At 54.5% G+C, this 18494-nt stretch carries 18 protein-coding genes and 1 pseudogene; 14 read left to right on the forward strand and 5 right to left on the reverse strand.

Annotated features, from left to right (window positions below; genetic code table 11):
• Positions 1 to 250 precede the first annotated feature (250 nt).
• From AC3WJN_RS07665 to AC3WJN_RS07680, 4 genes are all read left to right on the forward strand, one after another.
• Positions 251 to 1171 (forward strand): ArsR/SmtB family transcription factor, encoded by a 921-nt coding sequence (locus AC3WJN_RS07665; RefSeq protein ID WP_025847993.1) that lies wholly within the window; start codon positions 251 to 253, stop codon positions 1169 to 1171.
• A gap of 55 nt (positions 1172 to 1226) precedes the next feature.
• Positions 1227 to 2465, forward strand: coding sequence for an MDR family MFS transporter (locus AC3WJN_RS07670; protein WP_309479845.1), 1239 nt, complete (start codon positions 1227 to 1229; stop codon positions 2463 to 2465).
• Between the two features lie 479 nt (positions 2466 to 2944).
• Entirely contained in the window at positions 2945 to 4120 is a 1176-nt protein-coding gene (locus AC3WJN_RS07675) for a bis-aminopropyl spermidine synthase family protein (RefSeq protein ID WP_429775422.1), read from the forward strand.
• A 42-nt stretch (positions 4121 to 4162) separates the two neighbouring features.
• Positions 4163 to 4519, forward strand: a complete 357-nt coding sequence (locus AC3WJN_RS07680) for a DoxX family protein (protein ID WP_221843573.1) — start codon at positions 4163 to 4165, stop codon at positions 4517 to 4519.
• A gap of 28 nt (positions 4520 to 4547) precedes the next feature.
• On the opposite strand, the gene helD is transcribed toward AC3WJN_RS07680, so the two are convergent.
• The 3 genes from helD to AC3WJN_RS07695 form a co-directional block, all read right to left on the reverse strand.
• Complete coding sequence (helD, locus tag AC3WJN_RS07685) at positions 4548 to 6902, reverse strand: RNA polymerase recycling motor HelD (RefSeq protein WP_327919978.1); 2355 nt, start codon at positions 6900 to 6902, stop codon at positions 4548 to 4550.
• A gap of 540 nt (positions 6903 to 7442) precedes the next feature.
• On the reverse strand, positions 7443 to 8060 hold the full coding sequence (locus AC3WJN_RS07690; protein ID WP_005835048.1) for a DUF6143 family protein: 618 nt from the start codon (positions 8058 to 8060) through the stop codon (positions 7443 to 7445).
• 178 nt (positions 8061 to 8238) lie between these two features.
• Entirely contained in the window at positions 8239 to 8613 is a 375-nt protein-coding gene (locus AC3WJN_RS07695) for a DUF423 domain-containing protein (protein WP_005835046.1), read from the reverse strand.
• A 200-nt stretch (positions 8614 to 8813) separates the two neighbouring features.
• Between AC3WJN_RS07695 and AC3WJN_RS07700 the strand changes: the two genes are divergently transcribed.
• The 3 genes from AC3WJN_RS07700 to AC3WJN_RS07710 all read left to right on the forward strand — a co-directional run bounded on the left by AC3WJN_RS07700 (position 8814) and on the right by AC3WJN_RS07710 (position 11654).
• Positions 8814 to 8996, forward strand: a complete 183-nt coding sequence (locus tag AC3WJN_RS07700; RefSeq protein ID WP_005835043.1) for a hypothetical protein — start codon at positions 8814 to 8816, stop codon at positions 8994 to 8996.
• Positions 8997 to 9157: 161 nt separating this feature from the next.
• The gene (locus AC3WJN_RS07705) at positions 9158 to 10579 is read left to right on the forward strand and encodes a SpoVR family protein (protein WP_007781691.1); all 1422 of its coding nucleotides are present in this window, start codon (positions 9158 to 9160) and stop codon (positions 10577 to 10579) included.
• A 139-nt stretch (positions 10580 to 10718) separates the two neighbouring features.
• Entirely contained in the window at positions 10719 to 11654 is a 936-nt protein-coding gene (locus tag AC3WJN_RS07710) for a 3-hydroxyacyl-CoA dehydrogenase family protein (protein WP_005835039.1), read from the forward strand.
• A gap of 48 nt (positions 11655 to 11702) precedes the next feature.
• On the opposite strand, the pseudogene AC3WJN_RS07715 reads toward AC3WJN_RS07710, so the two are convergent.
• Positions 11703 to 11888 (reverse strand): annotated as a pseudogene (locus AC3WJN_RS07715) (hypothetical protein); the annotation flags it as partial.
• 183 nt (positions 11889 to 12071) lie between these two features.
• Between AC3WJN_RS07715 and brfA the strand changes: the two are divergent.
• The 6 genes from brfA to AC3WJN_RS07745 all read left to right on the forward strand — a co-directional run bounded on the left by brfA (position 12072) and on the right by AC3WJN_RS07745 (position 16369).
• Complete coding sequence (gene brfA / locus AC3WJN_RS07720) at positions 12072 to 12308, forward strand: ribosome rescue factor BrfA (protein WP_005835037.1); 237 nt, start codon at positions 12072 to 12074, stop codon at positions 12306 to 12308.
• Between the two features lie 54 nt (positions 12309 to 12362).
• Complete coding sequence (locus AC3WJN_RS07725; protein ID WP_255320449.1) at positions 12363 to 12662, forward strand: PucR family transcriptional regulator ligand-binding domain-containing protein; 300 nt, start codon at positions 12363 to 12365, stop codon at positions 12660 to 12662.
• Positions 12663 to 12975: 313 nt separating this feature from the next.
• Positions 12976 to 13302, forward strand: a complete 327-nt coding sequence (locus AC3WJN_RS07730; RefSeq protein ID WP_003842489.1) for a hypothetical protein — start codon at positions 12976 to 12978, stop codon at positions 13300 to 13302.
• A 193-nt stretch (positions 13303 to 13495) separates the two neighbouring features.
• A complete protein-coding gene (locus AC3WJN_RS07735; protein WP_007781701.1) occupies positions 13496 to 14197 on the forward strand; it encodes a TerC family protein in 702 nt (233 codons plus the stop codon).
• Positions 14198 to 14199: 2 nt separating this feature from the next.
• Positions 14200 to 15072 carry a LysR family transcriptional regulator gene (locus AC3WJN_RS07740; RefSeq protein WP_007781706.1) on the forward strand — a complete coding sequence of 291 codons (873 nt, stop codon included), beginning with the start codon at positions 14200 to 14202 and terminating at the stop codon, positions 15070 to 15072.
• 208 nt (positions 15073 to 15280) lie between these two features.
• Positions 15281 to 16369, forward strand: coding sequence for an AbrB family transcriptional regulator (locus AC3WJN_RS07745; RefSeq protein WP_007781712.1), 1089 nt, complete (start codon positions 15281 to 15283; stop codon positions 16367 to 16369).
• Between the two features lie 39 nt (positions 16370 to 16408).
• Here the strand turns inward: AC3WJN_RS07745 and AC3WJN_RS07750 are convergent, their stop codons facing one another.
• Positions 16409 to 16960 (reverse strand): hypothetical protein, encoded by a 552-nt coding sequence (locus AC3WJN_RS07750; RefSeq protein ID WP_007781715.1) that lies wholly within the window; start codon positions 16958 to 16960, stop codon positions 16409 to 16411.
• Between the two features lie 528 nt (positions 16961 to 17488).
• Between AC3WJN_RS07750 and qoxA the strand changes: the two genes are divergently transcribed.
• Positions 17489 to 18472 carry a cytochrome aa3 quinol oxidase subunit II gene (gene qoxA, locus AC3WJN_RS07755; RefSeq protein ID WP_005835025.1) on the forward strand — a complete coding sequence of 328 codons (984 nt, stop codon included), beginning with the start codon at positions 17489 to 17491 and terminating at the stop codon, positions 18470 to 18472.
• The last annotated feature ends 22 nt before the right edge of the window (positions 18473 to 18494 follow it).

An 18494-nucleotide genomic window follows, 5' to 3' on the forward strand; every position in this document is an offset into this window, starting at 1 on the left:
AAAAACAGGTTCGCTTGCTGCTAACTCCGTCAGAAACCTGGCGGGGTTTTTTGCTGGGGAAAGGTGCACTTGCTGTCTGCTTGGGGGAAGGGCTCGAGAAGGGGCACTCGCTGTCAACTTGCACCCCTCCCTCCCCTTGCAAGCAAAGCCGCGAAAAAACCGCGTACTCCAATCCCCCAATAGCCATGCTCTTTTCAAAAGCAAACAGAAGTGATACACTGAAAAAAATAAAAAGTTCGATGGTGATCGAATGAACAACTCATATTCAATAAAAATCGAATGGTCTGTCGTTTATGAATGCATCATCAGCCTGTATGCATTTATTCACGAGAAGGAAAGAAAGCATTTGCAGCTCGGCAACGCCTGGATGGAAGAGACGAAGAAGCAGCTCCCGGACGCTTTTGCCGACGAGCTGGCGGACGAGCGCTGGGAGGTGCTGCACAGGCTGGTGCTCCTGGTTGCGCAAAGCCCGCAGAAAAAATCGGTCGATGATTTTCTCGGGTGGCTGGGAAGCATTCCGCCGGGAGAAATCTACGAGCGGCTGGCTCCGTGGGTGGACACGATTCCGCTCAACCTCGGCGAACTTCGCGACCATAGCGTGTCGCTTTTGGCGCGGTGGAACGAGCATTACTTTTCCAAGCTCGCGCCGGCGATTTTGGCAAGCCTGGAGCGAAGCGCCGCCGAAATGGCAAAGCAGGCGCAAAACATGTCGCCCATCGAGCTGGTCGACCATGCCTCAAATGGGCTCTGGATCGAGCCGGTCCCGGAACTGCGGGAGGTGGTGCTCATTCCCCAGTACCATTGCGCTCCGACCTCGGTGCTCGACTTTTACCGCGGCCTCGCCACTTGCTTGTATCCGGTAAAAGATGCCGGACAGGCACAGTCGCAGCCGCTAACGGAGCTGTTGCCACTCACCCAGTGTCTCGCGGATGAAAAGCGGCTGCACATCCTGCGCTGCCTCGCTGAAAAAAACTGCACGCTGGGAGAGTTGCAGCAGCAAGTGTCGCTTGCGAAAAGCACCGTCCATCATCACGTGACGGCGCTTCGCCGGGCCGGGCTGATTCGCGCGCACTACGCAGGCAGCACGACCGTTTCCTCCTACAGTCTGCGCGAATCGTTTGTCGATCGCCTGCCTGTTTTGCTGCGTTCGTTTTTGCACAGCCGTAAGTAAGGAAACAGGCTCATCCGAGCGGATTGGGCCTAAGAGAAGGCAGGGAGAACAAAAGATGAGCAAGTGGAGAACGGCTTTTGCGGCGTATCATCCGATTGTGCATTTGCTGATGGCGGGAACGGTATTTGTCAGCCTGACGCAGTCGATGAGCATGCCATTTTTGGCGATTTATCTCAGCGAAACGACGACGCTCACGCCTGCCTACATCGGGCTGATTATTGGTGCGGGGCCTTTGGCCGGGACTGTCGGCGGTTTTCTGGGCGGGATTTTATCGGATTTGTTCGGGCGGCAGAAGCTGATGCTGCTCTCCATGCTGTTGATGGCCGCAGCGTTTGCGGGGTTTGTCTTTTTGGCGCATCCGCTTTTCCTCCTGCTCATCAGCCTGTTGCTCGGGTTGGCGGCGTCGTTTTACGGCACAGTGTCGAAGGCGATGATGGGAGATTTGACAGCGGAAGAAAAACGGTCTCGCGTGTTTTCCAATCGCTATTTGGCGATTAACCTGGGGGTAGCCGTCGGCCCGATGCTGGGGGCGTTTTTGGGGATTTCCGGCAGCGGGATCGCGTTTATGCTGACGGCGTGTTCTACGGTGCTGTTTGCGGCCGTGCTGGGGATCGCCTGCCAAAAGTATCAGGTGTCCGCTCATGCAGCCGCCGGGCAGAGCGCTGAAAAAGCGAGCTTGCCGCAAATCTGGAACGTGCTGAAACGAGATGTCGCTCTGCTCGCTTTTGTCGTGGGGGGAATCTTGCTGGTTACGGTGCACGGGCAAATGTCCGTCACGCTGTCCCAGTATTTGCGCGAAAATATGGCAGAAGGCGTGGCCCTGTTCGGAGTGATGATGAGCGCCAACGGCATTACGGTGCTGCTGTTGCAGGTGCCGTTGACGAGGCTGGTCGAGCGCTACTCCCTGTTTTCGCGGATTGCCGGGGGAGCCGCGCTGATGGCAGTCGGCGAGCTGGGCTTCGCTTTTTCTGCCACCTGGAGCTGGTTCGTGGCGGCGATGATCGTGTTTACGTTGGGCGAAATCTTGATTGTGCCTGCCGAGTACGCGCAAATCGACCAGATCAGCCCGGCGAACATGCGAGGCACCTACTACGGCGCGCAAAGCGTCAGCATGCTGGGCAGCTTTCTCGGGCCTTGGGCGGGAGGCATGGTGCTTCACGCTTACGGCGGGCCGCCGATGTTTGTGCTGATGGCCGCTCTCGCCATGATTAGCGTCATTTTTTACGGGCTGGGCCGCAGGCTGCACGAAAAGCGGAGCAGGCAGGACGGCGTCCAGATGAAGACCGTCAGTTAGGGGAGAGGCTGAAGATTGCCTTTTTTCACCAATTGTCATACAATAAAAAGCAATTCTTTTCAAAAGGGGAAATGTTGATGTCGGTGTGTGTTCTTAACTAGGCAAAATTGGATAAGGTTCTCCCGTGCTTTTGCAGCAAAAAAGCCACGAATTTGGTGGTTTGTTTTGCGATGCCAAAAAGGGAGACTCCATTAGTTAAGAACATCGGTCATCCACCTACCCAATCTCATCAACTGCCGGAACCGTGCTCTTTGGCGCGGTTTTTTTGTACAGATAAGAATGGATAAAATTCTTATTCAGTATAAAGGCAACGAAGGCTGCGGCAATGACTTGGCGCAGCCAGGTTGTCTAACGCCATTGGCGGCGTTGTCAGCGGCAGCGAATTTCTGCTAGCAAGGCAGAGGGGAGCCATTTTGTTCTTCTCTGCCTTTTTGCGTGGGAGAGGGGAGGAATCATCCCTTATGAAAAGAGGCTTACTCATGCGTAACTATATCGAAGAAATCTATCAAAACGTGCAACTGCAGGAAGGACCAACCGCAATCGAGCAGTTTCTCGTGCATTGCTATTTCCAGCCGGGAATGCCGACCAAAGAGCTGGTGAGAAAACTCATGCTGCCCGTTCCGGTTGCGACGGCGATCAAAAAAGAGCTGATCCGGGCCGGGGCGCTGCAAGCGACAAACGGCTTGGCTTGCACCGAAGACGGCCGGGCTTACACGGAAAACGTATTGGGCTTCGGCGGACTGGACCGGAAGCTGTTCGACAGACTGATGCAGGACGAAGCCGCCTGGAAAATAGAGCTGCCCGAGCTGTCTCAGGAACTGCGACAAATTTTGTCCCGGCGCCCACAAGCCAACGTGCAGCTCGACCAGGCGAAGTGTACGGCAGAGACGAGTTTGCGCCGGGCGATCCTTTGCCTGCGAAACCATGCGCTCGTCGGCAAAAAAATATTGTGTGTGGGCGACGACGATTTGGTCAGCGTCTCGCTTGCCTTGCTGCTCAAACGGCTGTTTCCGGGGAAGGAAGTAGCCTCCGGGCGGATCGAGGTAGTCGATATCGACGAGCGCTTCCTGCAATTCATCACAGGGGTGGCGAAGCAGCATGCCTTGCCGATCCGCTGCCATCGCGCCGATTTGCGCCAGCCGCTGCCGAAGAAATTGCAGCGGCAATACGACTGCTTTTTTACCGATCCGCCCTATACGCTGCAAGGGATGTCCCTGTTTTTGTCGCGGGGAATCAGCGGCTTGCAAAAACGCAAAGGACTGCCGATTTTCCTCTCCTTTGACCACAAGTCTCCTGATTTTGCGTTGCGCATGCAGCAGCAGTTCGTGCAGGCGGGGGTGAGCGTCCGCGAAGTCATCAGCCATTTCAACGAGTACGAAGGGGCGCAAATGCTGGGCGGAAAAGGGCAAATGATCGTGCTTGCCACTACCGAACAGACGGCGCCGATCGTGGAGCATGCCTTCACGGAGCCGCTTTACACCGGAGAAGAAGCGCGCTCGCAGCGTTTGTACCGTTGCCAAAAATGCGCCCACGTCAGCAAGGTCGGGGCCAGAGAACAGGTAGCGACGATCGAAGTGTTGAAAAGCAAGGGCTGCCCGCGCTGCCGCCATGCGCGCTTTGCGCTGATTGCGCGACGCCCTTCCAATCGCGACTGATTGTCCAGCGTCCGGCATATGGTAGAAGTGAGGGGGGCGACTATGGCCTACGAAAAGGCGTTCACTGTCTTGCGGATGACGACAGGCTTGCTGTTTTTGCTGCACGGACTGGCGAAGCTGCAAAAGGGGATGGACCCTGTCACGCAAATGTTTGGCGATCTCGGCTTGCCGTGGTGGCTCGCCTATTTGGTGCTGGGGATCGAGCTGATCGGCGGGCTCGCCTTCCTGCTCGGCATCGGGGCGAAATACGCGGCCTGGGGGCTGGCGGGGGTCATGACAGGGGCGATTGTGACCGTGAAGTGGAAGCAAGGATTTATCGGCGGATACAATTTGGACCTGATATTGCTTGCGGTCACGATCTGCGTCGGCTTTCAGCAGACAAAAGCAAGACCCGGCTAGGGAAAAGGCGCAGCCGGGTCTTTTGCATTTATTGGTCCGTCTCCAGATGCTCGTAGCTGTCGGCAGATACAGCGGCAAGCAAAGGCGTTTTTTCCTGGCAGTAGTACAGGTGCAACTCGTGCATGGCCCGCGTGCAGGCGGTGTAAAACAGCTTGCGCTCGCTTTCCTCGCTGTAGCTTGCCGAGGACGCGTCGTAAATGATGACGGCGTCGAACTCGACTCCTTTTGCCAAGTACGCCGGGATGACGAGACAGCCGGTATCGTAGGACAAGGTCGAGGTCGTAATCAACCGGATCGGCATGCGGCTGGCCAGCCGTTCATGGGCTTGCTCGGCTTCTGCTGCCGTTTTCGTAATGACGGCAATCGTCTTGTGCCCGTTTGCCAGCAGCTTTTGGATGCGCTCTTCAATCTGCTTCGCGAGAGCGTCGCGGCTGTGCACCTTCGTCACAGTGGGCACCAGCCCCGCGCGGTTGAACGGCTCAATCCGCTCGCCGCCTTCCACCAACTGCCGCGTGAACTGGACGATGGGCAAGGTCGAGCGGTAGCTTTTCGTCAGGACGAACGTCTCCGTCTCCTGCGGTTCAAACAGCGACGCGACAGTGCCGAAGCTCTCGTTGTGGAACGCGTGCGCGTAAATCGCCTGGTTCCAGTCGCCGAGCACCGTCATTTTGGCGCGCGGAAACAGGCTCTTGATGAGCGCAAACTGGAAGGCAGAGTAGTCCTGGGCTTCATCGAGGAAAACGTGGCGGACGAGATTATTCGTCTGCTGGCCTTCCAGCCGCTCCTGCAAGTACAGGTAGGGCGGAATGTCTTCCTGGGCAAGCTGTGCCTGTTTGGTTTGCGCAAGCGTCATGGAGCAGATTGCGGGCCACGCCTCCGGAATTTGACTTTGTTCGTCCGGCAGCAGTTGAGGATTGGCATAAAACTGCTCGTAAGTGGCCTTCGTATCAATAAATTGCAGCGCGGCAACAAAGTCGCGAATCGGCTGGAAATGCTGTTTGACGATCCGCTTTGCCAACAGCTCCTGTTCGCGGTCAAAGTCGTCGAACGAGTCCTCGCGAAACTGCTTTTTGCGGCGCAATTGCTGGTAGGCGGCGGCGAATGCGTCTTTGTCGAGCATTTCCATTTCGTCCTCGACCCACGGCTGCGTCCGTTCACGCCGCTCCAGTTGCTTGACTTCTGCCAGCAATGCTCGGGCTACCAGGCTCATCCGGTTTGGAATCGGCAGGGAGGTGTCCAGCGCATAAAACAGCTCGTGGATGTGCGCGGCGGATATAAGCGTCCGGTTGCGGAATACAATCGGGCGAAACACAATGCCGGCCTGCATCAGCCGCTTGGCGTACTGATCCATGACCCGCAAAAACAGCCCGGACGATTTGAAGCGGATGGCGGCCAGCCGCGCCGCGTACTCCGGCTGGTCTTTTGCCGTAAGCACGTACTCCATCTGTTCCAGCGGGTCTTCCAGGCGAAAGTCGTCGCCAAGCCGATGCTCCGCATATTCCTGGAAGGTCGTCTGCTGCATGTTTTCCTCGCCCAGCTCCGGCAAAACCGTCGAGATGTAGCTGTTGAACAGCGAGTTGGGGGAGAACAGGACGATCTGCTCCGCAGTCAACGTCTTGCGGTAGCGGTAGAGCAAATAGGCGACGCGCTGCAGCGCCGCAGACGTTTTGCCGCTGCCAGCCGCCCCGGAGACGATCAGCAGCCGGCTTTTTTCGTTGCGGATGATCCGGTTCTGATCGCGCTGGATCGTGGCGACGATGCTGCGCATTTGCGAGTCGGCTTGTTTACCCAACACTTCCTGCAGCAGCTCGTCGCCAATCGTCACGCCTGTATCGAACATGTGGAGCAGCTTCCCGTCGCGGATGATGTATTGCCGTTTACACGTAATCTCGCCGGAAACGACTCCGCTTGGCGTATCGTACTGGGCAGGGCCCGGCGAATAGTCGTAGTACAGGCTGGAAATCGGCGCGCGCCAGTCGTAGACGAGAAAATGCTCGTCGTTTTTGTCCAATAGCGACGCGATGCCTAAATAAATGCGTTCGGAGCGAGGCTCCGTTTCTTCGCGAAAATCAATTCGGCCAAAATAGGGAGAGTGCAACAACCGCTGCATGGTACGCAACTGATGCAGGGCATGACGGTGGCTGCGCTCCCGCTCGGACAATACTTCAGCCTGCTGCTTGATGCTGACGTAAGTTTCGATCGCCTCGGTGGCATCCTCGAAGTTGACTGTCACATCGTCCCAAAAATGCTTGCGGATTCCGACAATATCTTCACTCACGACTTTTACCTGCTCCTTGAGCTCGGAAATCCGTTTGCTGATTTCTGCGACGACTGTCTCAACCCGTTGTTGCTCGTTTTGCCTGTCTTGCTCAGTAGCGCTCATGGTACCGCTCCTTTTTCATTCCCCATTTTTGATCTGAAGGTTTGACAAATGAAATCCAATGTGGTACTATTATATTGGGATTATAGTGAACATATATCGAGAAGTGACCTAAAGACCAATTTCCATTGTAGCAGACGGGAATTGGATTTTCAACATGCGTGTGTAGAAAAAATAACGGAGTCGATAACGAAGACGGTGCGAGAGGCATGCGTCTTCGTTTTTTTGTGTTTGGGTTGGGGGAAGGGGGCGGTTGGTCGCTGCTCGGCAGGGTGTAGCTTGTGGGGCTGGGTCTCGTCCTGCGCATATTTGTGCCTCGTCCGCACGATTGCATCGCGCCCGCACAAATGCGCCGTTCGCAGGATTGGGCCTCGTCCGCACAAATGCGCCCCGTCCCGCACAATTGCACCGCGTCCGCAGGATTGCACCGCGCCCGCACGATTGCGCCCCCCACGCCCGTTTGCTCCACATCCCGCACATCTGCTTCTACCCACCAAAACGTATGTAATGGGAAAAAGCATCGGGCTTTTTCCTTTTTTACTGTCATGCCTCATACAAAGGCTGCTCCCACCAGTTCACGCAAAACGAAAAGGACGACTTTTCCCCTGCATCCGGCACACGGACGACCATCGCCATTCCCGGACCGATCACCCACTGACCGTGCGGCTCGGCGCCTGTCGTTGTCAGCGGCGGGATGATCCGGGTGGACGCGAATACGCCATCCCGTTCGCCGTGAGCGCTGCCTGAGCCGAACATGATTTGCCCCTGGGCGGCGGGACAGGCAGCGAGCTGGATGTAGCCGGATGTCACCTGGCTGGACGTCTTCGCCTTGCCGATGCTGCTCGCTTTGCCAAACCAGATGTGCGCTTCGAGGGGAGCGGGAGAGAAGTTGGTGAGGAGCCACTGGTTTACGTATAAAAGGACGCTGGAGCGCAGCGGGTTGACCAGGGAAGCGAAGCCGTGCTCGCCGTCCGAAGCTTCTATTTTTTCCGTTTGTCCCATGTACGATTTGCACGGATCGGCTAGCGGGTGGGCGTAAGGGCTGTTTCTGCTCAGTTGGGCCGGGGGAGGCGGCGTGGGAAAAGGAAAGTATCCCATCTGCATGTACATGTCAGGCAGGCCGTAATAGTAGGAGGGACGCGCGTAGGGGGGCTTTGTCATGATTTCCTCTCCTTAGCGATTCAGTTAGTGCCAGCCCTACAGCATATGGCATACGTCCAGCGAGGGTGCCGCCGGGCTGAGAGGACAGAGCGGCGTGCTGGTCAGCATGCTCTCCTGAAACAAAAGAAAAACGCCCAAATCGTCGAGGATTGGGCGTAAGTGCGCAGCAAGACAGGGGTTACGAGACAACTTTCCAGGCATGGATGGCGAGCAGCGCCCAGCCCGCGAGGAACAGTACGCCGCCAATCGGCGTAATCGCGCCAAGCACCTTGATACCGGTCATCGCCAGCGTGTAAAGGCTGCCGGAGAAAATCAGCGTCCCGGCGGCAAAGCACCATCCGGCCCAGACGAGGCCCGAAGAGTCCGGGTACCATTTGAGCAACAAGGCGACGAGCACGAGCGCCAGAGCGTGAGTCGTCTGGTAGGTCACCCCGGTATGGAAAATGCCAAGTGAATATTCGTCCAGCTTTTCTTTCAGGGCGTGAGCGCCAAATGCGCCAAGCGCGACAGAAAGAAAGCCGCTAATACTGCCCAGCAGCAAAAACAGCTTCATGCGTGATTCACTCCTTCTACGTTCTCCATTATGCACATGTGTCCACCTTTATTGTACCGCACAACGATGGCCCATGCCCAATTGCAATTTGATGAACAGCACGCCGGACAATCGTACAGACCGCTTGTCAGCTTCCGACATAGAGTGAAGTAGTGCAGCGGCTTCATTTTCAGGCTGTTGTCTAGGGAGGTGACGTGGACATGAGCAAATGGCTTTCCTTGGCAGGTGGTCTTCTCGGTGGCTACGCTTTGCTGGAAACTCCGTTGGATGGCACGTTCTTGAATGGGCTGAATCCGGTTGTGGATGGAATTGGCCTCATCACCATGCTGGTCTTCTCGGGCGCACTTATTTATACTGGCGTGCGCGACTGGTTCCAGAAATAAGGACAACACAAAACGATAACAAAGGCGCTTCCTGATGTGAGGGCGCTTTTTCTTGCTCCCAAAAACAGACAAAGACCGTTTTTTCACAAGAACGCTGGCGTCTTTTCCCCATCAGCCCCATATACATAAAGTAGGCTTTGGCGAATGGAGGGGGAAATGCAATGACAGGCGACGAGCGCAAAGAACTGGAGCGATCCATTGATGAGATCACGGAGATAGCCAAGGGGTTCAACCTTGATTTTTATCCGATGCGATACGAAATTTGCCCGGCGGATATCATTTATACGTTTGGCGCGTACGGAATGCCGACCAGGTTTTCGCACTGGAGCTTCGGGAAGAGCTTCTACCGCATGAAACTCCAATACGACCTGAACCTGAGCAAAATTTACGAGCTGGTCATAAACTCCAACCCGTGCTACGCGTTTTTGCTCGACGGCAACTCCCTGATCCAAAACAAGCTGATCGTAGCCCACGTGCTGGCCCACTGCGATTTTTTCAAAAACAACATGCGCTTCTCCAACACGAATCGCGACATGGTCGAGAGCATGGCCGCCAGCAGCGAGCGGATTCGCCAGTACGAGATCGAGTACGGCAAGGAAGCGGTGGAAAACCTTCTGGATGCGAGCCTGGCGATTCAGGAGCACATTGATCCGGGCCTGCTTCGTCCCAAGCTCAGATGGAAGCGGGAGTCTGAGGAGCCGACGAAAAAAGGCAAGGTCGAGCGCACTTCGCCATACGACGACCTGTGGCGACTGGACCGCAAAGAAAAAGTCGAGGCCGATCCGGCCAAGCAAGTGCGCAAATTCCCGCCCGAGCCGGAAAAAGATTTGCTGCTGTTCATCATGGAGTACAGCGATGTGCTGGACGATTGGCAGCGCGATGTGCTGACGATTATCCGCGACGAGATGCTCTATTTCTGGCCGCAGTTGGAGACGAAGATCATGAACGAAGGCTGGGCGACCTACTGGCATATGCGCATCTTGCGCGAGCTGGATCTGACGGAGTCGGAGACGATTGAATTTGCCAAGCTGCATTCCTCGGTCATCCAGCCGTCGACGACGAGCATTAATCCATATCATTTGGGCTTGAAAATTTTCGAAGACATTGAACGACGCTGGGACAATCCGACAAAAGAAGAGCAGGAGCGCTTCGGACGCAAGCCGGGAGAGGGACGGACGAAAATTTTTGAAGTGCGCGAGCTGGAGTCGGACATCAGCTTCATTCGCAACTTCCTGACGAAAGACCTGGTGAGCGATCTGGACCTGTACATGTTCGGCAAGCAGGGCAACGACTGGGTCGTGACCGAAAAGCAGTGGGAGCAGGTGCGCGACGGGCTTGCTGCCACGCGGGTCAACGGCGGCTTCCCGTATGTGCTGGTGCACGATGGAGACTACTTGCGGACTGGCGAGCTGCTGCTCAAGCATCACTTTGAAGGACTGGAGCTGGACGTGAAGTACGTGGAGAAGACGCTGCCCTACATTTACACGCTGTGGGGAAAAAATATCCACCTGGAGACGACAGTGGAAGATCGGCAAGTGATATTTACGTACGATGGCAAAAAGGTGCACCGCCGCTTTTTGTGAAGCGAAAGAAAGCCGTACGTCCGGTGGAAGGCATAGCCGGATGTACAGCTTTTCTGCTGCGCCGGGCAGGATTTAGCCGCGGATTGTGGAAATTTTTCGAAGAAAGAGCGGTTTACCTACTTCCCGGGAGGTTCTTCACATGACAAAGCACGTAGCGGTTATCGGATCAGGGGTTATGGGGCATGGGATCGCCCAGCTTTATGCGCTGGCAGGCTTCCCTGTTTCGCTGTATGACCTGCAGGAAGAATTGCTGCACAAAGCAAAGGCGAGCATCGAACAGAGTCTGGCGCTGCTGGAACAAGAGGGAGTCATTACCGGACAAGACAAGTCCAATGCGCTGGAGCGGATTACGCTGACTACCGATTTGCAGCAGGCGGTGGCCGATGCCGATGTGATTACAGAAGCGGTGCCGGAAGTGATCGAGCTGAAGTGGCAGTTGTTTGCGACGCTGGAGCAGTACGCGAAGCCGGAGGCGATCATCGCGTCCAACACCTCGACGTTTTCGATTGCGCGGCTGATTGAAAAAGCACAGTCGCCGCACCGTTTTATCATCACCCACTTTTTCAACCCGGCGCAGCTCGTGCCGCTGGTCGAGATTGTCCGCCACGAAAAGACGGCGGAGGAAGTCGTCAGAGCGACAGTCGAGCTGATGAAGCGGATTGGCAAGGCGCCTGTGCTCCTGAAAAAAGATGTGCCAGGCTTTATCGCCAACAGGCTGCAAGCGGCGCTGATGAGAGAGGCGTTTCATTTGCTGGCGGAAGGCGTGGCTGACGCGGAGGAAATCGACACGGTCATGAAAGAAGGCATCGGGTTTCGCTGGGCGTTTGTCGGTCCGATCGAAACGGCGGACTTCGGCGGCCTCGATACGTGGAAGCGGGTTATGGACAATTTGGCGCCAGAGCTGGACCAGTCCACAACGGCTCCGGCGATCATCGCCGAGCGCGTGGAAAAAGGCGAGCTGGGAACCAAATCCGGAACGGGCATCTACGCGTACGAGCGCACCTCTGTCGCAGAAAAGCTGCATGCCAGAGATGAGCAGTTCATCCGTTTGGCCAAGCTGAAAAAAAGTCGCTAGAGCGAAAGCTGGGCACAAAAAGGTCGGGGTTGATCCCGGCCTTTTTGCGCCGAAGATGAGCAATTTTCTTGCGCCATCTGCCAAAAGCACGTTGATTTTCGCCCGGTTCACGGTTGCGATATAAATGACGTATCCGCTTCTCGATACGACAGTACGCCAGTTTCGATCGAATTCCGAACGCAGAACCCGGCTGGAGTACACTTGATTTTCCACGCGTGTCGCCGTTTTTTTCATAGAGATCAACACCTCCTGTCCCTTTCACTGTATGCAGCAGCATGGCAATGGTGTGGACAAGTGTGCGTAGATAAGCCCCTATTTTTGTTGCATCGGACTGGCAAGCGTACTATGATAGCAGCAAGGACGGCAACTGCAGTGCTATAGCCTGCAGGCGTGCCGGGGAAAAAGGAGTGAGCGAGCATGGCAAAAAGCAACGCACGCAAGCAGCGGGAAAAGCTGGCGCGGGAAGGCAAGCGCAACCCGGAGCTGAACAGAAGCATCTTCGCCTTTGCCGACATGAGGCAGCGGACGACGAAGACCAAAGCGGAAAAACTGAATCAGCAAAAGCACAAGAGGTCGTTATCCTGGCAAAGTGATGACGGCCTTTTTCGTTGCCGTTTTTCTGTCCCCTGTTTTGTGATAGCATGTAGCCAATAGCCAGCGCGATGAGGTGAATCCATGGAAAACACTCCCTTTACCGTTTAGCGGCTGCTGCAGCTACCCGTTTTTCGCGGAGCGGAAATCATGGCCGGACGCGAAGGAATTTCCAAAGAAATCTACTACATAAGCTCCGTCGAAATGCCTGATCTGACAGGGTTTCTCCGCCCGAACGAGCTGATTATCACGACAGGCTACGCGTTTCGCCACGAGCCAATGCTGCTCTGCCGGCTGCTGGATGAGATGCACCGGATCGGCAGCTCGGCAATCGGCATCAAGACGAGAAGAGTCATCCAGGAAGTGCCGCCCGAGGCGCTGTACATACCAATCAGGGAGGAACAACGATCTCGTTGAAGCAAACGATGACGAAGCACAGATCGTCCCGCCGCTACGGCTGCATGAAAGTTTTCCGGACTTTGGCGGGGAAGCGGCAGAGTAAGCAAGCAACGGGGAGCCCGTCGTCTTGTCCGCCGCGCTCATGGCGAAGCTTGTTTCGGAATGGGTATAGCGTGAAAAAAGAAAGCCGGCCGGGGACTGGCTTTTTGGCGGAAGGGAAACGAAGGCTGCACGGAGCTTTTCGTTTGCGAACAGGCAGATTGGGTTGTAGGAAACGGCGGGATTGCTTATGCTAGGAGGACAGCTATAAGCAGAAATGAGGCATGCGCGAATGAATGAGCGTGTTACTGGCGCGTCCAGCCCAGCCGTCCATCCCGAGTGCGCGAGGGCGATCCGGCAGCTTTTGCAGTTGCAGGAGCCGAAGCGCGAAGACTTTTTGGCGCTTCGCACGTACGGCAATGATCGTTATTCGTCCATGGGCTGGGAGGAACTGCAATCGTATATAAATGAAAAGACGGTAGTCATCGTCGAGCAGTTTGAAAACGAGCAAAACATCATGTCCGCGCTGCGCTGGGTTGCGCGAGGGCTGCCCGTCTGGCACGCGATTCGCAAAGTGAAGGCGGATTACTCCGTGTACGGATACAAGGGGCAAAGCTGAGCGGGCTACTCGCACCAGCCTCGCCCGGCACGTCCAAAATGCAAAGAGAAGAAAAGTCTGTCAGAGTGGCAGACCTTTTCTATTTTTGATAACGCTTACGGCAAAAAAGTGCAGGCAAATCCGAAAAAAATACTGCACGCGAAAATGAAAAGGTCTATTATTGTCACTATCATCATCTTTGGAGGGGGCCATCATGACAGAATTCTTACTTAGCTTACTACAGATCATCATCGTCAATCTGGTCTTGAGTGGGGACAACGCCGTCGTGATCGCGCTGGCTTGTCGCAACTTGCGTCCAGAGTTGCAAAAGAAAGCAGTCTTCTGGGGCGGCTTCGGAGCGATCGGACTGCGGGTCATCCTGACCTTTATTGCTATTTGGCTGCTCCAGATCCCGTTTGTTCAGGTGGTCGGGGGACTTTTGCTCATCTGGATTGCCGTCAAGCTGCTGAAGGGCGAGGAAGAGGAGACCCATATTGGCGGCGGCTCGAACATGTTGGAGGCGCTGAAAACGATTATTTTTGCCGACCTCATCATGAGTCTGGACAACGTTATTGCTGTGGCGGGGGCTGCGAACGGAAACATGCTGCTCGTCGTCATCGGACTTGCCGTCAGCATCCCGCTGATTATTTGGGGCAGCCAGTTGCTGATGCTTTTGATGAACCGTTTTCCGGTCATCGTGCTGTTGGGGGCGGCTTTGCTCGGTTACACCGCAGGCGAGATGATCGTCGGCGACAAAGTAGTCGGAGCGTTTCTGGAAGGGGTGTTGCCAGCGCTGCACATCATTTTGCCGGTCGCTTTGGCACTGGTGGTCATTGCTGTTGGCACGTACCTGAAGGGCAAGCGTGAAAAATCAGGGGAGGACCGCGTCGCACAAGACCACGCGGAGACACTGTAGCCATGGAATATCGGGACTGGTCGATTCTCCAGACGCTTTATCGGGAACAAAACATCACCCGGACGGCAAAAAGTCTGTACTTGTCCCAGCCTGCCCTGACCAAACGGCTGCGGCAGATCGAAAAAGAGTTTGGCGTGCAAATTGTCCAGCGCGGCAGGCGAGGCGTCCACTTTACGCCAGAAGGGGAGTATTTGGCGAGTTGCGCGGATGAAATGCTTTTGCGTCTGCGCAAAATCAAGGAGCACGTCGCCAATATGGGCGAGCAGGTGAGCGGCACGCTGCGGCTGGGCGTCTCCAACTATTTTGCCCACTACAAGCTGCCAGGTCTGTTGAAGCTGTTCAAGCAGGAGTATCCGCTGGTAGAGTTCAAGGTCGTGACGGGCTGGAGCAAAGACGTGTACCAGTCTGTGTACAACCAGGATGTGCACGTCGGTTTTGTTCGCGGCAATTACAATTGGCCGGATGGGAAGCTGCTGTTGTTTGAGGAGAGCGTGTGCATCGTCTCCAAAGACCCCGTCGATGTAGCCGACCTGCCGAGCCTGCCGCGCATTGACTACAAGACAGACCCGCTATTGCAGGCGCTGGTGGACAGTTGGTGGGCCGAAAACTACTCTTCGCCGCCCCGGATCGGAATGGAAGTGGACAAGGCGGATACGTGCGGCGAAATGGTCGCAAACGGACTCGGCTACGCCATTCTCCCCCGCCTGGTCGCAAACGGCAAACAAAACTTGTACCTGATCGAAATTAAGGACGCCGCGAACAAGCCCGTCAAGCGCAGCACCTGGATGTTTTACCACGAGGCTTCCCTGGAGCTGCAAAATGTGAGAGCCTTCGTGAACTTCATGCAGCGCATGGATTTTCCGCATTCGTATTAAACGCCAACAGAGCGGGCGACCAGCCGCGGACCGCTGCTTCGAGAACAGGATGACTTCTCGAAGGCAGCGTTTTTCTTTTTCTGCCATTCGCGCAAGGAATCGCCCGCGATAACGAATGGCTATTTTTCAGATGGCTTTTTCTGGCGTACACTGGAGGTACAGCAAGAGAGCAACAAAAGCAACGTCAGACAAGAAAAGAGGGATCAGCATGCTTTTGCTTTTGCTTCGCATATTGCTCACGCTGCTGCTCGGTTCAGCGGGAGGCTGGCTGTTTGCCGAGGTGCTTCACAGCCCGCTGCCGTGGTTGATCGGTTCCTTGCTGGCGACTGTCGCGGCGACCATGCTCGGGGTGCAAAAGCTGTGGATTCCGGGCTGGTTCCGTCAGGCGGGACTGATTGTGATCGGCATATCGCTTGGCCTGCGCATGACGCCGGATATTTGGCAGACCATGACAGATCATATCGGTTTGATGCTGATCGCCACGCTGCTCACAGTGCTAATCAGCCTGCTCAACGCGTGGATTTTTTACAAAATGGGCAAGGTCGATCGGGTTACGGCGATCTTCAGCAATATTCCCGGCGGTCTGTCGGAAATGGTGACGATCGGCCAGTCTGTCGGCGGCAATCAACAGGTGATCTCGATTTTTCACTCGATTCGTGCGGTGACGATCGTTTTGTGCACGCCATTTTTAATCTCCTGGCTGTTTGACGGGCACGCCTCGTCTGTGGTGCTGTCGACAGGCGGTCACGTGCTGGAGTGGCTCCCGACCATTTTGCTTGTCACAGCCAGTCTGATCGGTGCGCTGGTGGCTACCCGCTGCTCCATTCCTGCGCCGTATTTGCTTGGCCCGTTGCTGATTGCCGCACTCGTCTCCCTGAATACACCGTGGACGGGCGAGAATCCGGCGCTGGCAGGAGGGCTGGTCAAAGCCGCGCAAGTGTGGATCGGAGTAAGCATCGGGCTTGGTTTTCGCAAAGAAGACATCCGAAAACAAAAGCGTTTTTTCCTGCTCGGCGCCATACATTCGCTGCTGCTGTTCGGCATGGTGACGGCGATGGCTGTGGGCCTGGCCTATTTCGCCAACATAGAAGTGGCGACGAGCATTTTGGCGACGGCGCCTGGCGGAATTGCCGAAATGAGCTTGACCGCCATGTCGATCGGGGCAGATCCGCTGCTCGTGACGGCCTTCCAGTTGTTTCGCGTCCTGTTTGTGCTCACGCTGTTTTCCTTCGGCGGCCGTAGCTGGGGAAAACGGCATCGGGCCGAGGCGGCAGCGACTTTGGACAGAACGGCCTGACGTTGGCAAAACGGAGGGCGGCAACAAAATCCGGCAGCATCAATGAGCAATAACAGAATCCGGTAGCACCAAGCGAATACGAAAGCCTGCAGCCTGTTTGCGAACAGCGAAGCTGCAGGCTTTTTTTATCGGGACAAGCAAAAATCTTCTACCGATCAACAAAAAGCGCCGCTTCACAATTAAGACACAAAGGAAAAATGTAACAATCGCTAGTTCAATAGGTTTGTGGAAAAAGTTTTGACAAATTTTCAATAAAAATTTGAACAAAACATGAACAAAAAGTGAATTTTGTGTTACAATAAATTCAACAAAGAAAACGACGCAAGGTAAAATTCCAAAACGACAGGGGTTTTGAACCATGAATACAGATAAAAAAGCTGCTGACTTGCTGAGATGGATCGCTTGGACAGCAATTGCAATCGGCGGATTGTTGATGGCGTTTACTGCAAGCGATTTCAGAGCGGAGAACTTCCCGTTGATGGTATCCATCGGATTTTTGATCGCAGGCATGAACATTTTCATCATGAGCACGGTTTTCCGCTTGATGAATCTGCGCAAACAAGAAGTGTAACAAAACGATGCCAAATCCATAAAGGAAACCTCTCATTTCTTCCTTATATAATGAGAGGTTTTTTGTTGCCTGTAGCTGAAAAATAACGGAAACAATAGCGGAAAAACCGAACACCGCTTACGCAAATGCGCGGCGTAGCCTTCTTTTTGGAGCTGTCCAAGAGGAAGGCTTTTTTTATTTAAATTGAAAGCACAAAACGGAGGTGATCAAACTGGATATTATATCCATGTTTGGGTGTGGTTGTGCATCCGAGGGGATTCCTAACAAGAATTTGAGCAACTCGTGACTGCTTCGTGAACACTTTGTCACAGAAAAGCTACGAATTATTGAACGTCCGAAAAAACAAGTACAAAAGTTGAGCGTCTCTGCTAGTATGTATATGCGGATATCTGGTATGTTCACTTTCGTTAAAAAAATCTCTGCTGAGTCCTGTTCGAAGATGGATTCCATCCTCTGCGTGAAAGACTCAGAGGGGAGGCGAACGCGAATAGCGGATGCACCATCAGTTTAGATGCTTGTTGTTTTGTGAAAGAGGAGGGATTAGGAGAATGATTGGAGGAAAAATGCTGAGGCAAATCCACTTTTGGATCTTGGCAGCGTTGACCACCGTCCTGCTTTCAGGCTGTGGTAGTGAGTATCTTGTCTTGAATCCTAAGGGGCCTGTAGCAGAGACGCAGTACAATCTCATTATTATTTCCACTATATTGTGCGCTGTCATCATCGTTCCGGTTCTTGCGCTTACCGCTTTTATCGTCTATCGATATCGGGACAAACCGGACAACAAGGCACCTTACAAGCCAGAGTGGGCACACAACACGGCCCTCGAAGCAATCTGGTGGGGGATTCCGGTGGTCATCATTGCGATCCTGGGATACTTTACCGTTCGCGATACGTATGTGTTGAAAGAGTCTCCGAATAAAGAAGTAGCTCCAATGACGGTACAAGTGACCGCGTTGGATTGGAAATGGATGTTTACTTACCCTGAGCAAAACATTGCGACGGTCAACCACCTGGAGATTCCGGTTGGCGTACCGGTTCACTTCCAGATTTCTGCGGAAGCGCCAATGAACTCTTTCTGGGTACCATCGCTTGGCGGCCAGGTTTACGCGATGGCAGGGATGGCGACCGAGCTGTACTTGCAAGCTGACGAGCCGGGCGAATACGCCGGATTCAGCTCCAACTTCTCCGGTGAAAAATTCGCTCACATGCAGTTCAAAGTTGTAGCGAAGCCGAAAGAAGAGTTCGACCAGTGGGTCAAAGAAGTAAAAGGCACGAGCCCAGCAATGACGAAAGAAGATTACAACGAGCTGAAAAAACAAGGATTGTCCGAGAAAAAGCTGTACTCTGCATTCCCGGAAGGCTTGTTTGAAGAGATTGTGCAACGATACAGCCATGGTCACGATATGGACCATGTGATGAAAAAACAGCCTGCTCCGACAGGTGACAAGTCAAAAGAAACTTCGCAAGAGACGCAACAGTCGACTGATATGAGCAACATGCATGGAATGGATCATTCCAGTATGAAACATTAGGCGAAAGGGAGGAGGAATACCA

The organism is Brevibacillus sp. FW306-2-1A-C05A (assembly GCF_058781555.1).